The organism is Sphingomonas sp. CCH9-F2 (genome assembly GCF_001556735.1).
GTDB classification, from domain to species: Bacteria; Pseudomonadota; Alphaproteobacteria; order Sphingomonadales; family Sphingomonadaceae; genus Sphingomonas; species Sphingomonas ginsenosidimutans.
Genome location: NZ_LSJO01000690.1, coordinates 1 through 22,436, shown reverse-complemented (window position 1 = coordinate 22,436; position 22,436 = coordinate 1). Strand labels below are relative to the sequence as shown.

The 22,436-nt window shown below is 68.4% G+C and carries 14 protein-coding genes; 7 read left to right on the top strand and 7 right to left on the bottom strand.

Annotated elements, in window-relative coordinates; translation table 11 throughout:
* Window positions 1-69: 69 nt before the first annotated feature.
* A complete protein-coding gene (locus AX685_RS19865) occupies window positions 70-603 on the bottom strand; it encodes a hypothetical protein (RefSeq protein WP_066491893.1) in 534 nt (177 codons plus the stop codon).
* Window positions 604-728: 125 nt separating this feature from the next.
* Here AX685_RS19865 and AX685_RS19860 point away from each other — a divergent pair, with 125 nt between their 5' ends.
* A complete protein-coding gene (locus tag AX685_RS19860; RefSeq protein ID WP_066491891.1) occupies window positions 729-1,040 on the top strand; it encodes a phasin family protein in 312 nt (103 codons plus the stop codon).
* Window positions 1,041-1,047: 7 nt separating this feature from the next.
* Here AX685_RS19860 and AX685_RS19855 read toward each other — a convergent pair whose 3' ends face one another.
* From AX685_RS19855 to AX685_RS19830, 6 genes are all read right to left on the bottom strand, one after another.
* On the bottom strand, window positions 1,048-1,548 hold the full coding sequence (locus AX685_RS19855) for a GNAT family N-acetyltransferase (RefSeq protein ID WP_066491886.1): 501 nt from the start codon (window positions 1,546-1,548) through the stop codon (window positions 1,048-1,050).
* Between the two features lie 58 nt (window positions 1,549-1,606).
* Window positions 1,607-3,157, bottom strand: coding sequence for an efflux transporter outer membrane subunit (locus AX685_RS19850; RefSeq protein ID WP_066491885.1), 1,551 nt, complete (start codon window positions 3,155-3,157; stop codon window positions 1,607-1,609).
* Window positions 3,154-6,456: a multidrug efflux RND transporter permease subunit gene (locus tag AX685_RS19845; protein WP_066491884.1), complete on the bottom strand. Its 3,303-nt coding sequence runs from the start codon at window positions 6,454-6,456 to the stop codon at window positions 3,154-3,156. The genes AX685_RS19850 and AX685_RS19845 overlap by 4 nt, the downstream gene beginning before the upstream one ends.
* A 7-nt stretch (window positions 6,457-6,463) precedes the next feature.
* Window positions 6,464-7,696 carry an efflux RND transporter periplasmic adaptor subunit gene (locus AX685_RS19840; protein WP_156445956.1) on the bottom strand — a complete coding sequence of 411 codons (1,233 nt, stop codon included), beginning with the start codon at window positions 7,694-7,696 and terminating at the stop codon, window positions 6,464-6,466.
* A 121-nt stretch (window positions 7,697-7,817) separates the two neighbouring features.
* Window positions 7,818-8,600, bottom strand: a complete 783-nt coding sequence (locus AX685_RS19835; RefSeq protein WP_231792325.1) for an enoyl-CoA hydratase/isomerase family protein — start codon at window positions 8,598-8,600, stop codon at window positions 7,818-7,820.
* The gene (locus AX685_RS19830; RefSeq protein ID WP_066491880.1) at window positions 8,597-9,763 is read right to left on the bottom strand and encodes an acyl-CoA dehydrogenase family protein; all 1,167 of its coding nucleotides are present in this window, start codon (window positions 9,761-9,763) and stop codon (window positions 8,597-8,599) included. The genes AX685_RS19835 and AX685_RS19830 overlap by 4 nt, the downstream gene beginning before the upstream one ends.
* Before the next feature lie 203 nt (window positions 9,764-9,966).
* On the opposite strand from AX685_RS19830, the gene AX685_RS19825 reads away from it, so the two are divergent.
* From AX685_RS19825 to AX685_RS19800, 6 genes are all read left to right on the top strand, one after another.
* Window positions 9,967-12,147 carry an autotransporter assembly complex protein TamA gene (locus AX685_RS19825; RefSeq protein WP_066491878.1) on the top strand — a complete coding sequence of 727 codons (2,181 nt, stop codon included), beginning with the start codon at window positions 9,967-9,969 and terminating at the stop codon, window positions 12,145-12,147.
* Window positions 12,147-16,367, top strand: coding sequence for a translocation/assembly module TamB domain-containing protein (locus AX685_RS19820; RefSeq protein ID WP_066491876.1), 4,221 nt, complete (start codon window positions 12,147-12,149; stop codon window positions 16,365-16,367). The genes AX685_RS19825 and AX685_RS19820 overlap by 1 nt, the downstream gene beginning before the upstream one ends.
* Window positions 16,368-16,443: 76 nt before the next feature.
* On the top strand, window positions 16,444-17,916 hold the full coding sequence (locus AX685_RS19815; RefSeq protein WP_082741109.1) for a flavin-containing monooxygenase: 1,473 nt from the start codon (window positions 16,444-16,446) through the stop codon (window positions 17,914-17,916).
* A 380-nt stretch (window positions 17,917-18,296) separates the two neighbouring features.
* Complete coding sequence (locus AX685_RS19810) at window positions 18,297-19,514, top strand: EAL domain-containing protein (RefSeq protein WP_231792324.1); 1,218 nt, start codon at window positions 18,297-18,299, stop codon at window positions 19,512-19,514.
* Window positions 19,499-21,901, top strand: coding sequence for an ATP-binding protein (locus AX685_RS19805; protein WP_066491874.1), 2,403 nt, complete (start codon window positions 19,499-19,501; stop codon window positions 21,899-21,901). The genes AX685_RS19810 and AX685_RS19805 overlap by 16 nt, the downstream gene beginning before the upstream one ends.
* Window positions 21,902-21,967: 66 nt before the next feature.
* Window positions 21,968-22,354, top strand: a complete 387-nt coding sequence (locus tag AX685_RS19800; protein WP_066491894.1) for a response regulator — start codon at window positions 21,968-21,970, stop codon at window positions 22,352-22,354.
* The last annotated feature ends 82 nt before the right edge of the window (window positions 22,355-22,436 follow it).

The following is a 22,436-nucleotide window of genomic DNA, read 5'->3' as shown; positions in this document are numbered from 1 at the left end:
CCGTTACCGGCGCGACCGGAGCGGGGGTGGCCGCCGTCGCCTGCAACGCCGCGGCGAGCAGCGCGGCGATCATGCCGCTGCCCGCGGGGCGCGCACGATCATCACCGGGATGCTCGCGCCGTCATGGCCGCTGATCTGCAGGACGTAACGACCCGGCGTCAGACGGAAATCGACCATCTTGCGGATGCCGGTGCACATCGGCCCGTGGCCGTGTGCGCTGGACGCAAGCGCCCGGCCGGCGCGGACGACGTCGATCCATGCCGGCGCGCCCAGCGCGACGCGATAGGTGCCGGCGCGTGCGACCTGGAACAGCGCCACCCCGGCATAGGGGGCATTATCCGGCGCGGCGCGGCCCGGCGTCGCCGGCAGCGTCGCCGCGTCGATGGTGCCGAGCCGCACGTCGGCAGCCTGGCCGATCACCATCACCGGGGCGGAGCGGGTCGTCGCGCCCGCGACCAGCGGCGCGCGGTTGCTCCATCGCGCCAGTTCCGCAGGCATTGCGACACGTACCGTGGCGCAGCGCGGATCGTTGGCCGGATCCTGGGCGGCGGCGGGAAGGGCGGCAAGCAGCGCGGGCAGGCACAGCAGCGAAATGGGGCGCATCACGATCTCCTTCTACGGGCGCAGCGGGGCTCTTGCCAGCCATCTGTGGCGAAGGCGGGGCGATGCAACAAAGTACCGCGCCGCCGGTTGACCGGTCACGGCGAACTGACCTGGGGAGAGGATCGATGGACGACAAGACGGGCAATATCGGCGTCGATGCCGCAGCGGCGATGAAGGCCGGCGGGGAACGGATCGCCGGGCAATCGTCGGCGCTGGGGGTGACGATGATCGATCAGGCGCAAGCCAATGCGCAGGAAGCGTTCGCCGCGATGCGCGCCGCGGCGCAGGCCAAGGACTTGTCCGAGGTGATGCAGATCCAGGGCGATTACCTGCGCGCGCAGGGCAAGAGATCGATGGATCAGGCGCGTCAGATCGGCGAGCTGATCATGTCGTTCGGCCGCGCCGCCGTTACACCGCCTCCGCGCCGCGAGGAGTGACGCGGCGCTAGGCCAACGCTCGCGCCAGCAATACCAGATCATGCGCGCGTCCCGATCCGTCGCGGACGTGCCAGCGCAGCCGCGCCTCGGTTTCGAAGCCGAGGGCCTGGAACAGTGCGATCGCCCCCGCCTGATCGGCGGTCATCGCTGCGGTCAGCTTCAAGAGCGCGCGGTTGGTAGCAACGCGCATGATCCCTTCCAGCAGGTCGCGCCCCAGCCCCGCGCCGCGCCGGTCGGCGGCGACCAGCAGGCGGATTTCGCCGACATGCGCGCTCCATCCCAGCGGATCGCGGACCAGCGCTGCGGTACCGACCAGCATGTCATCCTCCAGCGCGACCAGCCCGTCGATCCAGCCGTCGTCGATCGCGGTCAGCCACGCGGCGATGACGCGTGGTTGGCGCAGGTCGCGGCCCAGGAACAGCAGGTCGTGTTCGGGCAGGGCGTTGGCGAACGCCTGCATCGCCAGCCGGTCGTCGGCGCGAAAGCGGCGAATCCGATAATGTCCCATCTGCGCCGCTCCCGGTTGCGCCCGGAACGTCCGCGACCCGGGCGACGCCGTCAAGCCGCTATGGTTGCTGGCTTTGCTGCGGCGATGCTGCGCCCGGCGTCGCAACATCGCGCAGGACCGGTCCGTCGGCGGACGCGTCCAGCAGCGAATCGCCGCCGAGCACGCGGTACAACGTGACCAGATTGGTCGCGCGTACCAGCTGTGTCGAGACCAGCGTCCGCCGTGCGCTGTACAGCTGGCGCTGCGCATCCAGCGCGGAGAGGAAGGTGTCGATTCCGCCGCGATAGCGCGCGGTGTTGAGCGTCGCGGTATCCTGCGCCGCGCGGTAGAAACGCTGGTTGGCGGCCAGCTGATCCGCGATTGTCCCGCGCCGCGCCAGCGCGTCGGCGACCTCGCGGAACGCGGTCTGGATCGTCCCTTCGTAGCCGGCGAGCGCGGCGTCGCGCTGCGCTTGGCTGAGCGCGACATTGGCGCGCGCGGCGCCCCCTGCGAAGATCGGATAGCTGGCGCTGGGCGCGACCGAATAATTGAACGCCCCGCCGGTGAAGAGGCTGGACAAGGCGTTGCTGGCGAAGCCGAGCAGCCCGGTCAGCGAGATGCGCGGGAACAGCGCGGCGCGCGCGGCGCCGATCTGGGCGTTGGCGGCGCGCAGCGTATATTCGGCCTGCACCACGTCCGGCCGGCGCAGCAGGACGCCGGAATCCAGCCCGGCAGGCAATTCCCCGACGGTCTCCGCCGCTTCCTCGATCCCGCGCGGCAGCAGCGCGGGATCGACGGGCGCGCCGACCAGCAGTTGCAGCGCGTTGACGTCCTGTGCGAGCGCGGTGCGCTGTTGCGCCAGATCGGCCTCCGCCGTGGCGAGCACCTGTTCGGCCTGGCGCAGGTCGGTGCGCGGCGCGATTCCGCCGCGACGGCGCGCATCGGTCAGCCGGACATTGTCGCGCGCATTCTGCGCGGTCTGCTGCGCGACGTCGAACAGGCTCTGGTCGGCGGCATAGTTGAGCCACGCGGTGGCGATGTCGCCGACCAGCGTCAGCCGCGTCGCGCGCGCGGCGGCTTCCTGCGCGAAATAGCGCGCCTGCGCCGCTTGCGTCAGCGAGCGGACGCGGCCGAACAGGTCGATCTCGAACGCGGTGACACCCAGCTGCGCCTGGAACGTGCTGCGCCCGCCGCCCGCCACGACGGTAGTGCCGCCCGTTCCGGTTCCCCCGGTCCCGGTCCCGGTGCCGGTGCCGGTTCCAGCACCGGGCAGGATCGTCGTGCCGCCGGTGCCGCCGTCGCGATAGCTGTAGCCGGCGTTGGCGTTCACCTGCGGCAACAGGTCGGCGCGCTGGATGCGATATTGCGCGCGCGCCGCCTCGATATTGGCGACGGCGATGCGCAGGTCGCGGTTGTTCGCCAGGGCCGAGTCGATCAGGCGTTGCAGCCGCGCATCGCGGAAGATGTCGCGATAGGTGACGGTCGGAAGCGTCGCCTCGCTCTGCCGCAGATAGGCATCGCCGGTCGGCCATGATGGCGGCACCGGCGCGGCGGGGCGGACATAGGTGGGTGCCATCGAGCAGGCCGGCAGCGCGACCGCGAGGAGCAGCGGGGACAGGCGGCGGATCATCGCGAAGGCTCCGGTTCCGGGGCGGGCAGCGCGGGGCGACCCTGCGGCGCGGGGAGTTGCGGCGGGGTATCGCCGCCGCCGGGGCCGTGCCCATCGTTGCCGTCGCCATCCTCACCGCGCGGCCCGGTGCCGCCGCGCAATCCCTTCAGTCCGTCGCGGAAGCCGCGCCGTACCAGCACGAAGAACAACGGGATATAGAACACCGCCAGCACCGTCGCGGTCAGCATCCCGCCGATCACCGACGTGCCGATCGCGATGCGGCTGTTCGCGCCCGCGCCGGTGGAGATGGCGAGCGGCAGTACGCCGAAGATGAACGCCAGGCTGGTCATCAGGATCGGGCGTAGCCGGATGCGCGCGGCCTCCAGCGCGGCGTCGATCACGCGCTTGCCCTGGCGTTCGGCCTGTTCGGCGAATTCGATCATCAGGATCGCGTTCTTCGCCGCCAGCCCCATCGTCGTCAGCAACCCGATCTGGAGATAGACGTCGTTGACCAGCCCGCGCAGCGTGGTGAACAGCACCGCGCCGATCAACCCCAGCGGGATGATGAGCAGCACCGCGAGCGGGATCGACCAGCTTTCGTACAGCGCCGCGAGGCACAGGAACACGACCAGGATCGACAGCGCGTAGAGCAGCGGCGCCTGCCCCGACGACAGCCGTTCCTGATAAGACAGCCCCGCCCAGGCGATGCTGGTGCCCGGAATTTGCGCGGCCAGTTCCTCGATGCGGGTCATCGCGTCGCCCGAACTGCGGCCTGCCGCCCCCTGACCCTGAAGCTCATAGGAGGAAATGCCGTTGAAGCGCGACAGCGTCACCGGCGCCTGCGTCCAGCTGATCCGTGCGAAGGCGGAGAAGGGCACCATCTGCCCGGCCGACCCGCGGACGAACCACTGGTTCAGGTCCTCCGGCTCGGCGCGATAGGGCGCATCGCCCTGCACGAAGACGCGCTTCACCCGGCCGCGGTCGATGAAATCGTTGACGTATCGGCCGCCCCAGGCGGTCGACAGCGTGGTGTTGACGTCCGACTGGTTGAGTCCGAGCGCCGACATCTTCTGCTGGTCGATATCAATCTTCAGCGTGCCGACGTCGGGCAGTTCCGAGAGGCGCACGGAGGCGAGTACCGGATCGGCATTGGCGGCCGCCAGCAGGCGGTCCTTGGCATCGGCGAACGCCTCTTCGCTCAGCCCGCCGCTGTTAAGCAATTCCATCGTGAAGCCGTTCGACTGCCCCAGCCCGCGGATCGCCGGGGGGACCAGTGCGAACACGCGCGCATCGCGGAAGCCGCGGAACGCGGCGGAGGCGCGCGCGACGATCGCGTCGGCGGTATTCTCCTTGCCGTGGCGGTCGGCCCAGTCGGCAAAATTGAGGAAGCCCTGACCGGTGTTCTGGCCGCTCGCCCCGCCGCCACCGCCTCCGCTGACGGTGAACATCGTCGTGACGTTGCTGGCTTCATGCTGCGCGAAATATTGCTCGACCTGCTTCTGCACATCGAACGTGCGCCCCTGCGTGGCACCGGCGGGGAGCTGGAACTGGATGCTGGCGCTGCCCTGGTCCTCGGTCGGCAGGAAGCCGGTGGGCAGGCGCAGGAACAGCACGGCGAGCAGCGCGACCGTCACCGCATAGACGATCAGCCAGATCGCCTTGTGATCGATGACGCTGCGCACGCCGGCCTCATACCGCCGCACGCCGCGATCGAACCGGTCGTTGAAGCCGTCTCGCGCGCGTTCCAGAAGGTGCGCGACGCGCGGCGCCTTGCGCGCGATCCACCCCTGTTCCAGCGGATCGCCCTGTTCGTCGTGCTTCTGCTTCAGCAGCGTCGCGGTCAGCGCGGGCGACAGGATCAGCGCGACCAGCACCGACAGCACCATCGCCGAGACGATGGTGAGCGAGAACTGGCGATAGATCACGCCCGTGGAGCCACCGAAGAAGGCCATCGGCAGGAACACCGCCGACAGGACCAGTGCGATCGCGACGAGCGCCACGGTGATCTCGTTCATCGATTCGATCGTCGCCTCGCGCGGGGTCATGCCGGGGTTCTCCTCCAGCAGCCGCTCGACATTTTCCACCACGACGATCGCATCGTCGACAAGCAGACCGATCGCCAGCACCAGTCCGAACAAGGTCAGCGTGTTGATCGAAAATCCGGCGACGTAGAAAACCGCGAACGTGCCCAGCAGCACCACCGGCACCGCGATCGCGGGGACCAGCGTCGCGCGCCAGCTTTGCAGGAAGACGAACATCACGATGACGACGAGAATGATCGCCTCGAGCAGCGTCTTGACCACTTCCTCGATCGACAGCTTGATGAAGGCGGTGGTGTCGTTGGCGAAGGCGTAGTTCAGCCCCGGCGGGAAGGATCTCGACGCCTGCTCCACCTGCGCCTTGACCAGTTCGGCGGTCTTGAGCGCGTCGGCGCCCGGCGCCAGCAGCACGGCCAGCCCGGCGCCGGGGTGGCGATTGACGCGGCTGCGCGCGTTGTAATTCTCCGACCCCAGTTCGATCCGCGCGACGTCGTGCAGGCGGACGGTGGCGCCGCTGTTCTGCGTCTTGAGGATGATGTTCGCGAACTCCTCCGGCGAGGTGAGCCGCGACTGTGCGGTGACGACCGCGTTCAACATCTGCGTGTCGGGCATCGGCTGCCCGCCGACCTCGCCCGCCGCGACCTCGGCATTCTGGTTCTGGATCGCGGTCACGACGTCGCCGGGCATCAGCTGGAACGACGCGAGCTTGGCCGGGTCGAGCCAGATGCGCATCGCATATTGCGAGCCGAACACATTGGTGTCGCCGACCCCCTGGATGCGGCTGAGCGGGTCCTGCAGGTTCGACGTCAGATAGTCCGACACGTCGCGGTTGGTCAGCTTGTCGGTTTCGTCATAGACGCCGACGATCAGCAGGAAGTCCGGGTTCGACTTGCGGACCACCAGACCCTGTTGCTGCACCTGCTGCGGCAGGCGCGCGACCGCCTGCTGCACCTGATTCTGCACCTGCACCTGCGCGATGTCGGGGTCGGTACCCTTGGCAAAGGTGGCGGTGATCGTCACCGATCCGCGGCTGGACGACGAGGACTGGAAGTACAGCAGCCCGTCGAGGCCGGACAGCTGCTGTTCGATCACCTGCGTCACGCTGTTCTGCAGCGTCTGCGCATTGGCGCCGGGGAAGGTGGCACGCACCGACACCTGCGGCGGCGCGACGTCCGGATATTGCGCGATCGGCAACGACAGGATCGCGCCGACCCCCGCCAGCATCACGATGATGGCCAGCACCCATGCGAAGATGGGACGATCGATGAAGATGCGGGACATGGGTGCGTCAGCCGCCCTTGCCCGCGCCCGCCGCGCCCTTTTCCTGCTGCATCTTCTTCATCTGTTCGGGCGAGGGTGGCTCGATCCGCTGCGGCGTGTTCGCGGGAACGGCGGTGATCGCCGCGCCGGGCTTCAGATCGCGCAGCCCCTGGGTGATGATCCTGTCGCCCGCCTTCAGCCCGGCGGTGACGACCCAATAGGCGCCCTGCGTGCGCGGCGCGGTAACGGTGCGCTGCTGCGCCTTGCCGTCCGCGCCGACGACGAACAGCGTCGCATGCCCCTGCGGATCGCGGGTGATCGCCTGTTGCGGGACCAGGAACACGTTCTGCTGGATCGCCTGGGAGAAGGCCGCGCGAACGAACATGCCGGGCAGCAGCAGCCCGTCGGGATTGGGGAAGCGCGCGCGCAGCGTCACCGCGCCGGTCGACGGATCGACAACCACCTCGGCGAACTCCACCGTGCCGGTGCGGCCATAGTCGCTGCCGTCCTCCAGCTTGAGCCGGACGGTCGCCCGTGCCGGGGTAACCCCGCCCGACGCCAGCGCGCGGCGCAGTGCCAGCAGGTCGGCGGCCGATTGCTGGATGTCGACGAACATCGGGTCGAGTTGCTGGATCGTCGCCAGCGGATCGGCCTGCGTCGCACTGACCAGCGCACCGACGGTGAACAGGGAACGCCCGATCCGCCCGGTGATCGGCGCGGGCACGGTGGTGAAGCGCAGGTTGACGCTGGCGGTTTCCAGCTGCGCACGGCTGAGCGCGATGCTGGCCGCGGCCTGCCGCTGCGAGGCGACGGCGTCGGTATAATCCTGCTTGCTGACCGCCTCGATCTCGGCGAGCGGCCGGTAACGGTCGGCGCGGACGCGCGCAGCCTCGAACTGCGCCTGCGCGTTGGCGACGCCGGCGCGCGCCTGGTTGGCGGCGGCGCGATAGAGCGAGGGATCGATCTGGTACAGCGGCTGGCCGCGGCGGACGATCGACCCTTCCGTAAAGAAGCGGCGCTGGATCACGCCCGACACCTGCGGGCGTACCTCCGAACTCTGGAAGGCGACGGTCCGGCCCGGCAGCTCGCTGACCTGCGCGACCGCGGTCGGCTGGACCACGACGAAGCCGACCTGCGTCGGGCGACCCTCACCCTGGGCGCCTTTGCCCTTGCCCGGTGCGCCGTCACCGGCACCACACGCGGACAGCGCCAACAAACCGGAGGCGGCCGCGACGCCCAACGACGCCCGGCCTGACAGCATCCGCATCCGCCTCGTCACCCTTTCATAACCAGCCACGTATCGCCCCGCCGGGACGCGGCCCTACAGGCTCTTTGTCGCAAATGTGTCGCAGGCGGCAACAAATTTTGCCGGACGATCGTACCTAGCCGCGAACGAAGCGCCCCGGGCGGCGTTCCCCCACCGCGCTGATCCCCTCGCGAAAATCCGCGGTCTGCATCAGACGGTCCTGCTCGGCGCGCTCGTGGTCGGTGCGCCGCCGCACCGCCTGCGCCAGATCGGCACGCAGCGTGGCGCGCGTCGCCTCCACCGCCAGCGGGGCATTGGCGGCGATTTCGGCGGCGAGGCGGACCGCGGCGGCGCGCACCTCGGCCAGCGGGGCGATTTCGTCCACCAGGCCGTAGCGCAGCGCATCCTCGGCCTTCACCCGCCGCCCGGTCAGCAGCATCAGCGCGGCATGTTGCTGTCCCACGACGCGCGGCAAGGTATGCGTGATGCCGAAGCCGGCGTGGAACCCCAGCGTCACGAAATTGGCGGAGAAGCGCGCTTCCGGTGCGGCGACGCGGAAATCCCCGACCAGCGCCACGCCCAGCCCGGCACCGACCGCGGCACCCTGAACCGCGACGACGACCGGCTTCTTCGTGGCGAACAGCCGGACGGCGGCGGTGTAGAGCGCTGGCGTCTCGCTCTCCCCGCTGTCGTCGGCGAGCGGCTTTTCGCCCGTCAGGTCGGCACCGCCGCAGAACACCTTGCCCTCCGTCGCCAGCACGATCGCGCGTACGTCGTCGTCACGGTCCAGCGCCTCGAACGTGTCGGCCAGCGCCTCGACCAGCCGGGCATTGACGTGATTGTGGGGCGCGCGGTCGATCACCACGGTGGCGACGTGATCGGCGGTGGCGACGGCAATATGGCGGGTCATGTCATTCATGCGCGGGTTCCCAGAAGGTTGCGGGCGACCACCCAGTTATGGATCTCGGTCGGCCCGTCATAGATGCGCATCAGGCGGATACGCGCCGCCATCTGCGCCAGCGGCATTTCGCGCGTCATCCCCATCGCGCCGAAGCTCTGCATCGCATGATCGAGAACGTCCCACGCCATTTCGAGCGCGAAGCTCTTGATCATCGAGATGTCGGTGCGGATGTCGCGCCCCTGATCCAGCTTCCACGCGCAGTCGTAGGTCATCAGCCGTGCGGCATGTATGCGGATCGCGGCGTCGGCGATCCAGTTCTGCACCGTCTGCCGCTCGCTCAGCGGCTTGCCGAAGGTGGTGCGCTGCGGCGCATAGTCGATCATCATGTCGAGCGCGCGCTGCGCCATGCCGATCGCATTGGCGGCCATTTCCGCGCGGCGCGTGCCCAGCCGCAGCTGCATCGGCGCGAACCCTTGGCCCTCGTACCCCAGCAGCTTCCACCCCGGCACGCGGCAGTCGTCCAGCGCGACCTCATAGGTCGTCTCGCCGCCGATCATCGGGATCGGGCGCACGACGTTGAAGCCGGGCGCGTCGCGATCGACCAGGAACGCCGACATGCCGCCGCGCGCGCCCTTTTCACGATCGGTCACTGCCATGACGATCGTAAAATCCGCCTCGGCAGCGCGAGTGATCCAGATCTTGCGCCCATTGAGCAGCCAGTCGTCGCCGTCGCGCGTCGCGGTCGTGCGCATACCCGCTGGATCAGAGCCGGCGCCCGGTTCGGAGATGCCGATCGCGGAAATCGTCTCACCGCGCACATAGGGTGCCAGATACGCCTCGCGCTGGCGGTCGTTCACGGTCGCGGCCAGCATCCGCAGGTTCGGGGAATCGGGGGGCAGGGTATAGGGGACGATCGTGCGACCCATCGCCTCGTTCACCGCAACCATCGCCACCGCGGGGAGATCATGCCCGCCGACGTCGCCCGGCGCATCCAGCCCCCACAGCCCCAGCTCGCGCGAGACGCGGTCGATCCGTTCCCGTTCCACCGCCGACAGGTGCAGGCCCTCGCCCGCCACGTCGCGTGCCAGCACCGCGCCTTCCAGCGGGACCAGTTCGTCATCGACGAAGCGGCGGACGAGGTCCGCGATCATGCGATGATCGTCGTCGAGATCGAAATTCACGGCCCTCTCCCGGCACTGTCGTTCCCGCAACCCTAGGTTGCATGGCCCCATCGCGCCAGTGCCGGTGAAACCGAAGCCGCGTTGGGGCGTTGCAGGAAGACGGGGGTGAAACGGTATACCGGCGCCCGGCGGTCAAAGGGGCGTAATTCTTGTCTTTTTCTGTTCGTCGTTCCCGCGTTCTGACCGCCTCCGCCCTCAGCGCCATGGCATGGGCATTGGGCGGCATCATCGTCGAGCAGCCTGCGGCGGCGCAGATGGGGATGCCCGGCACGGCGCCGGCTCGCGGCCCCGACACGCCCGCGCCGGTTCCCGCCACCGATCCGGAGGCGAACGCACCGATCGTTCCCGATGCGCAGTTCGATGCCGCGCTCCCGCCGATCACCGACGACATTAACGCTCCGCTGGAGCCGGCGACGGTCCCGCCCGCGGCCCCCGCAGGCAATGCCGAGCAGGCCGCCGCTGCGCCGCTGACGCCGGGACAGCTGCCGGCCCCTGCCGTGCCCGATACCGCGCTCACCGCCCCGCTGGAGCCGCTGGCGGCGTTCGACAGCACGCCGCTCAACGCCGTCGCGGATAGCGGCGGGCGGGAGACGCCTGACATCGCCTATGTCACCGAGGTGCGCGGGCTGGACCCGCTGGGCCTGACCGACGAATTCAATTCCCTTTCGGCGCTGCGCGAGGGCAAGGGCAAGGCCGACAATGCGACCCAGATCGCGGCCCGCGCGCGGGAGGACGAGGGGCTGGCGGTGCGGTTGATGAAGTCGCTGGGCTATTATGACGGCACCGCGATCTCCACGATCGAGAACGTGCCGGGCGAAAACGGTGCCGCCGCCGCGTCGCGCATCCGCGCGATCGTGTCGGCCACCCCGGGCGAGCTGTACACATTGGGCGCCATCACGGTGCAGGCCGGGCCGACGGTGCCGGAAGGGCTGGTGCGCCGCGAATTGCCGCTGAAGACCGGCGATCCGATCCAGGCGGCACGGGTGCAGGGGGCGGAGGCGAACGTCAGCCTGAAGCTGCCGCAGCAGGGCTATCCCTTCGTCAAGGTCGGCGACCGCGACATCCTGCTCGACGAACAGACCCACCGCGGCGACTATACGCTGCCGGTCGACACCGGGCCGCGATCGTCGTTCGGAGCGCTGCGGACCGAGGGCGATGCGGTGTTCGGGCTGGAGCACCTCAACGTCTTCCCGCGGTTCAAGCAGGGCCAGCTGTACGACACGCGACTGACCGACGACCTGCGTCAGGCGCTGGTCGGCACCGGCCTGTTCAACTCGGTCGGCGTCGAGCCGCTGCGTACCGGGCAGCCGGGGCCGGACGGGACCGAACAGGTCGACCTGATGATCCGGCAGAACAGGGGCCCGGCGCGCAGCCTGGCGGGCAGCGTCGGCTTCCAGACCGGGCAGGGGGTGACCGCGGAGGGCACGTTCACCAACCGCAACCGCTTCCCGCCCGAAGGCGCCCTGATCCTTGGCGCGATCGCGGGGACGCAGCAACAGGGGCTGTCGGCGACGTTCCGTCGCCAGAATGCCGGCCGGCGCGATCGCACGGTGACGGTGATCGCCAGCGCGCTGCGCGCCAATTACGATGCGTTCGAGGCGTTCACGGGCACGCTCTCCGGTCGTATCAGCTACGATTCGACGCCGATCTGGCAGAAGAAATTCACCTATTCCTATGGGTTCGAGCTGGTCGGCACGAACGAAAGCGTGTTCGATTTCGTGGAAAACCGGCGCGTGCGGCGCACCTATGGCGTGCTGGCGCTGCCGGGACAGGTGCTGTTCGACCGGTCGAACGACCTGCTGAACCCCACCAAGGGCTATCGCCTGAAACTGAACCTCAGCCCGGAAACGTCGGTGCAGGGATCGGTGCGCCCCTATGGTCGCGCGCTGATCGAGGCGACCGGCTATTATCCGGTGACCGACAGCCTGGTGATCGCGGGCCGGGCGCGGGCGGGCAGCATCTTCGGCATCGCGCGCGACGATATCGCGCCGTCGCGGCGCTATTACGGCGGCGGCGGCGGGTCGGTGCGCGGCTATGGCTTCCAGCGGCTGGGGCCGCTCGAACCCGTCAGTTCGCTGGTTCCGGACGACAAGGGCAACATCGACCTGGCGAACCTGCGCCCGGTCGGCGGACGCAGTCTCAACGAATTTTCGCTGGAGGCGCGCTATCGCTTCGGCGATTTCGGGATCGTGCCGTTCATCGACGCGGGCAATGCCTATGAAAGCGTGCTGCCCAAGGGCGGCGACCTGCGCTTCGGCGCGGGGATCGGCGGGCGCTTCTACACTAATTTCGGCCCGATGCGCGTCGATGTCGCTACCCCGCTGAACCGGCGGCCCGGCGACCCGCGCATCGCGCTATATCTTTCGATCGGGCAGGCGTTCTGATGGCCGCGGACAGCATTTCCCCCGTCGAGACCGTCGTCGTGACGCGTCGTCCATTGTGGCAGCGCATCCTGAAGTGGATCGGCATTGCCGTGCTCGCGCTGGTCGTGCTGGTGCTGGCGATCGTCGTGGGCATCAACACCGATCCCGGCCGCCGGTTCGTCGCGGATCAGATCGGCGGTTATTCCACGGCGTCGGGGCTGAACATCAAGGTCGGACGGATCGACGGATCGCTGTACGGCCGGATGCGGCTGTCCGACGTGCGCGTCAGCGATCCCAAGGGCGTGTTCCTGACATCGCCGCGGATCGACGTCGACTGGCGGCCGTTCGCGTTCGTCAACAATCACGTCGATGTGCGCAGCGCATCGAGCCAGCTGATCACGATGCGGCGCAATCCCGAACTGCGCCCCTCGCCGGAGCCGACCGATCCCAATGCGCCGATCCTGCCCGATCTCGACATTGATATCGGCCGTTTGCAGGTCGCCCGCTTCGTCATGGAGCCGCCGGTATCGGGCGCCCGCCATATCGCGCGGATCGACGGTGAGGCGCATATCGCCGACCGGCGTGCGCAGCTGGTCGCCAATGTCGATGCGCTGCGCGGCCCCGGTGTCGCCGGCGGCGACCGTGCGCGGCTGCGGCTGGATGCGGTGCCCGATGATGACAAGCTCGACCTGAACCTGCGCCTCACCGCTCCCGCGGGCGGGCTGTTGGCGCAGATGGCGGGGCTGAAGGCGCCACTGACCGCGATGGTGAACGGCGCCGGCAGCTGGTCGTCGTGGCGGGGCCGTGCGGTCGCCACGCTGGGCGGCGGGCAGCTTGCCGACCTGTCGCTGCTGGCGCGCGACGGCCATTTCGAGGTGCGCGGGCCGACGCGGCCGGGCCTGTATCTGGAAGGGCCGGTCGCGCGGTTGACTGCCCCGGCTCTGCAGGTGGCGCTCGATGCGACGCTGGCGGAGCGGCGCGCGGATACGCGGATCAAGCTGACGTCGGATGCGCTGGCGGTGGACGCGGGCGGCATGATCGACCTGGCCAACAGCCACTTCGGCAATTTCGCGGTCGATGCGATGCTGAAGACGCCGGGCGCGATCGCCCCAAACCTGAGCGGGCGCGACGTACTGGCGCGTGTCGTCCTGAACGGCGCGTTTGCGACGCCGACGGTCGATTACAAGCTGCGCGCCAGTGCGCTGGGCTTCGCCGACACCAGCGTCGAGCGCCTCTATGCCGAAGGGCGTGCGACGGTGAATGCCGACCGTATCCTCGTGCCGGTCCATGCGCGTGCGGCGCGGGTGGCCGGGCTCAATCCGGCGCTGGGCGGGTTGACCACCAACGCGCGGATCGACGGCGACCTGGCGATCACAATGCCGAACATCCTGTCGGACAATCTGCGCATCCGTTCCGACACGATCGACGCTACCGCTATCATCGCCGCCAACGTGCAGACCGGGCGCTACACCGGGGCGTTGCAGGGGCGTGTCAACAACTTCCGCGTCGACAGCGTCGGCATCCTGAACATCCAGACCAACGCCGATCTCGTGCCCGGCGCGCGCGGCGGGTTCGGGATCACCGGCCGCGTCGCGGTGCAGACCAAGCAGCTGTTCAACGCCGGCGTGCGCAATTTCCTCGGCGGCAATGCGGTGCTGAGCACTCGCTTCGGCTATTCGCCCGAGGGGGTGGTCACGTTCCAGAGCCTGACGATGAATGCCCCGCAATTCCGCATCACGCGTGGGCAGGGGCGTTTCGACCCGCGTAACGGCGGTGTGCTGGTCGATGCCGATGCCTATTCGACGCAATATGGACCACTCTTCGCGCGGGTGACCGGCAGTGCGACCGCGCCGGTCGTGCGACTGCGCGCGCCGCGGCCGGGGGTGGGCGTGGGGCTTGCCGATCTCGACGCACGGATCGTCGGGCGGGGTGGTGCCTATCAGGTCAACGCCACGGGCGGGACGAGCTATGGTCCGTTCACCGCCGACGTGCTGGTCACCCCCGGCGCGCGACTGGCGATCGACGTGCGCCGCGTGCTGTTCGCGGGCGTGCAGTTCGCCGGGCGGATGGTGCAAACCGCGGCGGGGCCGTTCGCCGGTCAGCTGCGCTTCGCCGGATCGGGCTTGAACGGGACCGCCGCGCTGAGCGCGCAGGGCCGTTACCAGCGTGCGGCGATTGATGCGCGCGCCTATGCCGCGACGATCCCGGGGGCGATCGACTTCACGATCGGGCGCGCGATCATCAAGGCGGACGCTGTCCTTTATGACAAGCCGCAGGTAGTGGCCGACGCACAGGTCGCCGACCTTCGCTATGGCGCGACGGTGATCCAGGCCGGGCGTGTGAAGGTGAATTACGCGGGCGGATCGGGCACGGCGCAGGCGCTCCTGACCGGATCGAACGGCGTGCCGTTCCGGCTCGCCGCCAACGCGCAGTTGTCGCCCAGCCAGTATCTGGTCGCGTTGCAGGGGCAGGCCAACGGCGTGTCGTTCCGCACCCCCGGTGCGGCGCGAATCGTGCCGGCGGACGGCGGCTATCGACTCGATCCGACGCGGCTCGATTTCGATCGAGGCTCGATGCGGGTGGCAGGCAAATTCGGTGGCGGGACGACGCAGGCGCAGTTGCGCCTCGACCGGATGGACCTGTCGCTGGTCAGCGCGCTGGTGCCCAATCTGGGCGTCGGTGGGCAGGCGACCGGCAGCGTCGACTACCTCCAGCGCAGCGGCGCTGCCTTCCCGCAGGCGGATGCGCGGTTGTCGGTGACGAACTTCACCCGGTCCAGCCTAGCGTCGGTTTCCGAACCGGTGGATATCCTGTTCCACGGCCGCCTGTCGGATGCCGGGGGAGACGCGCGCGCGCTGGTCCGTCGTGGGGGCAATGCCGTCGGCCGGATGGTCGCCACACTGACCCCCTCCGGAAGCGGTAGCTGGACGACTCGGCTGGCGCAGGGTGCCCTGTCGGGCGGGGTACGCTATAACGGGCCGTCCGGCGTGCTGTTCAGCTTCGCTGGTCTTGCCGAACAGCAATTGTCCGGTCCGATCGCGATCGCCGCTGATCTGGGCGGCACCGCATCGGCACCGCGGATCAACGGCCTGATCCGCGCCGATAACCTGACCTATGACAACGAAACCTATGGCACGCGGCTATCGAACATGCGCATCGCCGGACGGTTCAACAACGACCGGCTGGAACTGACCACGCTGCAGGCGCGCGCCGGGCAGGGGACGGTGCAGGCGCAGGGCGTAGTCGGGCTTGCCGCGGCGCAGGGGTTCCCAATGGATCTGCGCGTGGCGATGCGCAACGCCCAGCTGGCGCGATCCGATGCGCTGGGCGCGACCGCCAGCGGCGACGTGCGTATCCAGAAGAACGTCGATGGCGGGTTGATTAGCGGTACGATCAGCGTGCCCAACGCCCGCTACCAGATCATCCGTCAGGGATCGGCGGAAGTGCCGGAACTGACCGGCGTACGCCGAAAGAGCGACATTCGCACCCCGCGGCCGACCGACCGGCCGACCCCTGCGCCGGTGGGCCTGTTCAAGCTCGATCTGCGCGTGCGCGCCGACAACCAGCTGTTCGTGTCCGGCATGGGGCTGGAAAGCGAATGGGAAATGGACCTTCGCGTCGGCGGCACCTCGGTCGCGCCGACCATCACCGGTGGGCTGGATCTGGTCCGCGGTACCTATTCGTTCGCGGGCAAAAGGTTCGAGGTACAGCGTGGGCAGGTGCGTTTCCGCGGCGGTGCGATGACCGACCCGGATATCAACATCCTTGCGACGACCAGCAACGACGGGGTGACGTTCAACATCGCGATCACCGGTACGGGGCAGCGTCCGCAGATCGCCTTCACCTCCACGCCTGCGCTGCCGCAGGACGAGGTCGTCAGCCGGCTGCTGTTCGGGACCAATCCGGAAAACCTTTCCGCAACCGAGGCGATCCAGCTGGCCGCCGCGCTCAATTCGTTGCGCGGATCGGGCGGCGGGCTGAACCCGCTGGGCAAGCTGCGCTCGGCCACGGGCTTCGACCGGCTGCGCGTGCTGGGCGCGGATGAGGCGAGCGGGCGCGGGACGGCGCTGGCGGCGGGCAAATATCTGACGAACGATATCTATATCGAGATCGTCACCGACGCCCGCGGCTTCACGGCGACGCAGCTGACAATCGCCCTGACGCGGTCGATCAGCATCCTGTCGCAGGCCGGGTCGTTCGGCGGATCGAACGTCCAGCTGCGCTATTCGCGGGATTTCTGACGCGGCGCCACGATCGGTCCTTTTCCGCTACTGACATACGGGTTAGCGTAGGCGCCGGAGCGGAGAGGAAAACGCCATGAGCGAACATGTCGATGTGATGATCGTCGGCGCCGGCCTGTCAGGGATCGGCGCGGCGTGGCACCTTCAAGACCGCTGCCCCGGGCGCAGCTACATGATCCTGGAGGCGCGCGCCGCGATGGGGGGTACGTGGGACCTGTTCCGCTATCCCGGCATCCGCTCCGATTCCGATATGCATACGCTCGGTTACAGCTTCCGTCCGTGGACCGCGGCGAAATCTATTGCCGATGGCCCGTCGATCCGGGCCTATATTGAGGATACCGCGCGCGACGGCGGGATCGACCGGCATATCCGTTTCCAGCACAAGGTGACTCGCGCCAGCTGGTCGACCGCAGACGCGCGCTGGACCGTCGAGGCCCGGCGCGCGGACGGGACCAGCGCGACCTTCACCTGCAACTGGCTGCACATGTGTTCGGGCTATTACGATTACGACCGCGGCCATGCTCCCGCGTTCGAGGGGCAGGAAAGTTTCGCCGGACGGATCGCCCATCCGCAATTCTGGCCGCAGGATCTGGACTATGCGGGCAAGAAAGTGATCGTCATCGGCAGTGGTGCGACCGCGGTGACGCTGGTGCCGTCGATGGCGCGGCAGGCGGCGCACGTCACGATGCTGCAACGCTCACCCACCTATGTCGTGTCGCGACCGGCCGAGGACGGGCTCGCTAACTGGCTGCGTCGCCACCTGCCGTCGAAGGCGGCATACGGCCTCACGCGATGGAAGAATGTGCTGATGGGCATGTTCTTCTATCGCATGACACGCACCCGACCGGAGCAGACGAAGGAGCGGCTGATCGGGATGGTCCGAGAGAAGCTGGGGCCGGACTATGACGTCGCCACGCATTTCACGCCGCGATACAATCCGTGGGACCAGCGACTGTGCCTGGTGCCCGATTCCGACCTGTTCGACGCGATCAGCGTGGGCGACGCCAGCGTGGAGACCGGCACGATCGACCGGTTCACCCCGGGCGGCATCATGCTGTCGGACGGGCGTGAGATCGCTGCGGACATCATTGTGACCGCGACCGGGCTGGAAGTGGCGCTGATGGGCGGGACGCAGTTCGAGCGCGACGGCGTGCCGATCGACCTGACCCAGTCGCTGCAGTACAAGGGGATGATGTTCTCCGACGTGCCGAACATCAGCTTTGTCTTCGGCTACACCAATGCGTCGTGGACGCTGAAGGCCGATCTGGTCGCGATGTATCTGTGCCGCCTGCTCAACACGATGAAGAAGCGCGGGCTGCGACAGGCGACGCCGAGGATCGGCGCCGATCCGATCGCGCCGGAGCCGTTCGTGGACTTCACCTCCGGCTATATCCAGCGCGCGCTCGACCGGCTGCCGCGGCAGGGTGATCGCAAGCCGTGGCGACTCAACCAGAATTATGCGCTGGACGTGCTGGCGCTGCGCTTCGGATCGGTCGACGACAGCATGGAATTCAGCAACCCGGCACCATCGGCACGGCGCGCCGCCTGACCGGACTGTTCATCGTCGGTCGCCGCCGCGCCAGGCCCTGGCGGCAATCCGGTCCGGTGACAGCACGAGGCGACCACCGGACCGGACCGGTTCGTCTTACCAGGGACGAACGGTCATTCCGTAAACGACGGAGATGATGAACGCGAGCATGGCTTTCTCCCTGTTATGCTCACCCCCCCTGCAAAGGGGGCACGCAAACGTTAACAAGCTATTTACCTTCGCTCAACATCGTTAACCTTAGTTCGACCAACGATAGCGGGATTTTAAGCCAATCTTTAAAAGTGCCGGTTACCCCGGAACTTGCCATGGCCAGTCCCCACCGCCTTATCCCGCCCGCATCGCCGGCCGGGCCACCTGCCGGTTCGGCAAGGGAAGGAGGTGTGCCGCACGTCAAGATACTTGCCGAGATCGAGAATTTCGCCGCCCTGCGGCGCAGCGTCGGCGTGGCGCGATCGCGGGCGCTGGCGACCGATCTGGCGGACCGTATCGCGGCGCTGTTGCCGGGCAGCGCCGCATGCGCGATCGCTCCCGCGACGATCGAGATCGACGCGCACGGGACCGAAGCGGACGTGGTCGGTGCGGTCACGCGCGCGATGGCGGCCCCGATGTTGGTCGGCGACGACTGGTGCCATATCGACTCCTCGTTCGGCGTGGCGATCGCCGCGGCAGGGGTCGACGACGAGATGGCGCTGATCGAGCGCGCCGAGCAATCGCTGGCGCAGGCACGGCGTCGCCGCTCGGAACAGGACCGGGACGATGCCGAACAGGCGTCGATCACGGCACTGGCGCAGGAACTGGACCACGCGCTGGAGCGCGACGAGCTGTTGCTGATGTATCAGCCCAAGGTCCATGCCCGCCGACACGACATTTCGAGCGTCGAGGCGCTCGTCCGCTGGCAGCACCCGGAGCGTGGCATGGTGATGCCGAGCGATTTCATCGCCGCCGCCGAGGAGGTCCAGCGGATCGACGGGCTCACGATATGGACGATCCGCCGCGCGCTGCGTGACCAGATGACCTTGCGGGCGGCGGGATACGACCTGCGCATTTTCATCAATATTTCCGGGCAATTGCTGTCCGATGCGCACTTCGTCGAAACGGTGTGCGCGATCGTCGAGGCGAACCCCGATGCGAAGCTGGGCTTCGAGGTCACCGAGACGTCGGTGATCCGCGACCCCGAATGCGCGATCGCCAATCTGAACCGGTTCGACGCGATCGGTGTGCGCATCTCGATCGACGATTATGGTGCCGGCCTGTCGAGCCTGGCGTATCTAAAGCAACTGCCGGCGCGCGAGCTGAAGATCGACAAGCTGTTCATCACTCACCTGACCAGTTCGAACCGCGATCCGTTGATCGTGCGCTCGACGATCGATCTTGCCCATGCGCTCGACATGGAGGTGGTGGCCGAAGGCGTCGAGACGGGAGCGACGCTGGCGCTGCTGACGGTCATGGGGTGCGACACAGTGCAGGGGTTCTTCATCAGTCGCCCGATCGTGCTCGACGCGCTGATCGACTTCCTGCGGCACGACGACACGCAGCGGGCCACACGCGAATCGCGCGTGTCGGTCAAGCGGCTGGCAAATTCATGGAAACGTCACTGATCCGACGCCTGTGCGCCGGTGTCGCCGCGCTGGCGATGGCGGCGATGCTGATCGCCGCCGCTCCCGCGCCGGCCCCCTCGTTCGATCATCGGATCGAGCGGGCCAAGACCGCCATGCTCTCCGATCCTCGCGCTGCCATCGTCGAGGCCTATCGCGCGCTGGCGCTGGCGAAGGGAGAGCGCGACCCGATTGAGGCAGCGCGGAAAAGCGCCGTCGCGCTATGGCTGGGCGGGGAGGCGCTCGGCAGGATCGGAGAGACGGAACGCGCATTGCGGGTCCTAGCGCTCGCCGAGGCCAATGCCGGCAGGCGGGGGATCGATCGCGCGCTGCTGGCAGAAATTCTTCTGTCGCGCGGCGCGACGCTGACCGATGCAGGACGCATCGCTGAGGCCTTGCCGACGCTTCAGCACGCACACGGCCTTTTCGCCGCGCTAGGCCGGGCGAGGGATCAGGCCAAGGCTCTGACCCTGATCGCGTTGCTGTACGACGGCGCGCGCGATCATCATGCCGCGTTACGGTACTTTCAGCAGGCTCTGGACGCGACCAGCCCAGATCCCGGAATCTATTTTCCGGTCTACCTCGGGCGCGGCGTGTCGCTGACGGCACTGCATCGCTACGTCGAGGCGCAGCGGGACTTTGATCGCGCGTTGCCGATGGCGGAGGCCACCGGGAACGACATGGTCGTGGCACAGGCCCTAAGCAACATTGCGGATGTGCGTCTTCGCCTTGGCCAAGTGGATGCTGCAAGCCGCGCCGTCCAGCGAGCCCTGGCGCTGGCGGGGAACGCGCGGCTGGCGCCGGTGCGACCGCAACTGCTGCTACTCGCCGCCGCGGTCGCGCAGCGCAAGGGCGATCTGGCGGGGGCGGCGGCGCTGGTGGAACGTGGTTTCCACGGCGCCGACCTGTCGAAAACCACGCTGGCCGACCGCGGGATGCACGACATCGCCTATCGCGTCTATGTCGCGCGCGGCGAGCCCTCGCAGGCGCTGGCGCATCTGGCGGCGCTGAAGCGGATCGACGACCAGGCGACCGAGATCGCGCGATCGAACAGCGCGGCGCTGGCCAGGGCGCGATTCGACTATGCGAACCAGGAATTGCGCATCGCCAAGCTGCGCGCCGCCGATCTGGCGCGGTCGATCCGGTACGAGCGGGCATCCGCGGCGACACAGCGGTGGATCTTCGCCGCGGCCGGTGTTGCGACGACGGCGGTCATTGTCGCGCTGGCGATGGCATTGCTGGCGATCCGCCGCAGCCGCAACCGCGTGCGCGCCGCGAACGAAGCGCTGGCGGCGACCAATACCGAACTGGGCAAGGCGCTGCGTGCGAAGACCGAATTCCTGGCGACGACCAGTCACGAGATCCGCACCCCGCTCAACGGCATTCTGGGGATGGCGCAGGTGATGATCGCCGACCCGCGGCTGGAGCCGGCGGTTCGCGAGCGGCTGGGCGTGATCCACGGCGCGTGCACGACGATGCGCGCGCTGGTCGATGATATCCTGGACGTGGCCAAGATCGAAACCGGGCGCATGACGATCGAGAACGCCCCGCTCGACGTCCATGCCACGATCGAGGAGGCGGTTCGCCTGTGGCGCGCCCCGGCGGTGGCCAAGGGCCTGATGTTCGAGGCGGTGTGGCAGGACGTGCCGCAATGGATCGTCGGCGATGTTACGCGGCTGCGCCAGATCATCTTCAACCTGTTGTCGAATGCGGTGAAATTCACCGCCAGCGGCCGCGTGCAGCTGGCGTTGACGGTGCAGGACACGCGCCTGCGCCTGACGGTGCAGGACAGCGGGATCGGCATAGCACGCGACGTGCAGGACGCGATCTTCGAATCCTTTCGCCAGGCCGACGCCGGTACTGCGCGGCAGTTCGGGGGAACGGGACTGGGGCTGGCGATCTGTCGCAACCTCGCGCGTGCCATGGGTGGCGACGTCACGGTGGAGAGCCACCCCGGGCAGGGCGCGCGCTTCACGTTGGACCTGCCGTTGGTGGTCGCGGCGGCGCCCGACGTGCCGACGCGGCCGCCGGCGCTGCTGGTGGTCGAACGCAGCCCGATCACGCGAGCCATGTACGGCGCGCTGTTTCGAGACCTGGGTGAAGTGACGTTCGCCGATCCCGAATATGCGGCGGCGGAGGTCGCCCGTTTACGCCCCGATCGCATCCTGGTGGAGGCGGGGGCGCTGACCGCCGCCGGCGATCTGGCCCCGATCGCGGCGGCGGCCGCGGGCGCGCCGGTCGCGCTGATCGCGCCAGCCACCGGCGGACCGGCGCACCTGATATGGCATTCGCACGGTGCCACCCATGTTATTGAACGTTCGGCAGGAAAGCGTGCACTGGTGGCGGCCATCAATGCGCTGGAAACCGCGCTTGCGCGGCAGGCGGCTTAGGGACATAAGACAGATGATGGGTCCAGGGACCAACGGATCCGGGAGGAACGTTCGCGCATGTCGGCACTGAACGTCCTGTTCATCGAGGATGATCGGATGAACCGGCGGGTCGTGCGCGACATGCTGGACGTCGCGGGCGCCACGATGGTGGAGGCGGAGAGCGCCGAGATCGGGCTGGACCTGATCGACCGCGACGACTTCGACATGATTCTGGTCGACCTGCGGATGCCCGGCATGGACGGGATCACCGCGATCGGTCACATCCGGGCGCGCCGCGATGCCAAGGCGCAGCTGCCCGTGATCGTCGTGACCGCCGACACCGCGCCGGACCTACGCGACCGGTGCATCGCGGCGGGGGCGAACGACGTGATCTTCAAGCCGGTGGCGATGGATCAGCTGTTCCAGGCGATGGGCCGCCTGCTCGCCGAAAATGAGGAAGATGATCTGATCTGACGCACGCTCAATCGCGGGTGCGGCGCAGCGCGTCCGCCAGCGAGGCGGTGGCACTGCCGCGGCGTGCGGGGCGGGGTTGATC

Bases quoted from the DNA above. Each gene is read 5' to 3' on its own strand.
- AX685_RS19865 (WP_066491893.1), bottom strand. From the start codon at position 603: ATGCGCCCCATTTCGCTGCTGTGCCTGCCCGCGCTGCTTGCCGCCCTT.
- AX685_RS19860 (WP_066491891.1), top strand. From the start codon at position 729: ATGGACGACAAGACGGGCAATATCGGCGTCGATGCCGCAGCGGCGATG.
- AX685_RS19855 (WP_066491886.1), bottom strand. From the start codon at position 1,548: ATGGGACATTATCGGATTCGCCGCTTTCGCGCCGACGACCGGCTGGCG.
- AX685_RS19850 (WP_066491885.1), bottom strand. From the start codon at position 3,157: ATGATCCGCCGCCTGTCCCCGCTGCTCCTCGCGGTCGCGCTGCCGGCC.
- AX685_RS19845 (WP_066491884.1), bottom strand. From the start codon at position 6,456: ATGTCCCGCATCTTCATCGATCGTCCCATCTTCGCATGGGTGCTGGCC.
- AX685_RS19840 (WP_156445956.1), bottom strand. From the start codon at position 7,696: ATGCTGTCAGGCCGGGCGTCGTTGGGCGTCGCGGCCGCCTCCGGTTTG.
- AX685_RS19835 (WP_231792325.1), bottom strand. From the start codon at position 8,600: ATGAATGACATGACCCGCCATATTGCCGTCGCCACCGCCGATCACGTC.
- AX685_RS19825 (WP_066491878.1), top strand. From the start codon at position 9,967: ATGGCATGGGCATTGGGCGGCATCATCGTCGAGCAGCCTGCGGCGGCG.
- AX685_RS19820 (WP_066491876.1), top strand. From the start codon at position 12,147: ATGGCCGCGGACAGCATTTCCCCCGTCGAGACCGTCGTCGTGACGCGT.
- AX685_RS19815 (WP_082741109.1), top strand. From the start codon at position 16,444: ATGAGCGAACATGTCGATGTGATGATCGTCGGCGCCGGCCTGTCAGGG.
- AX685_RS19805 (WP_066491874.1), top strand. From the start codon at position 19,499: ATGGAAACGTCACTGATCCGACGCCTGTGCGCCGGTGTCGCCGCGCTG.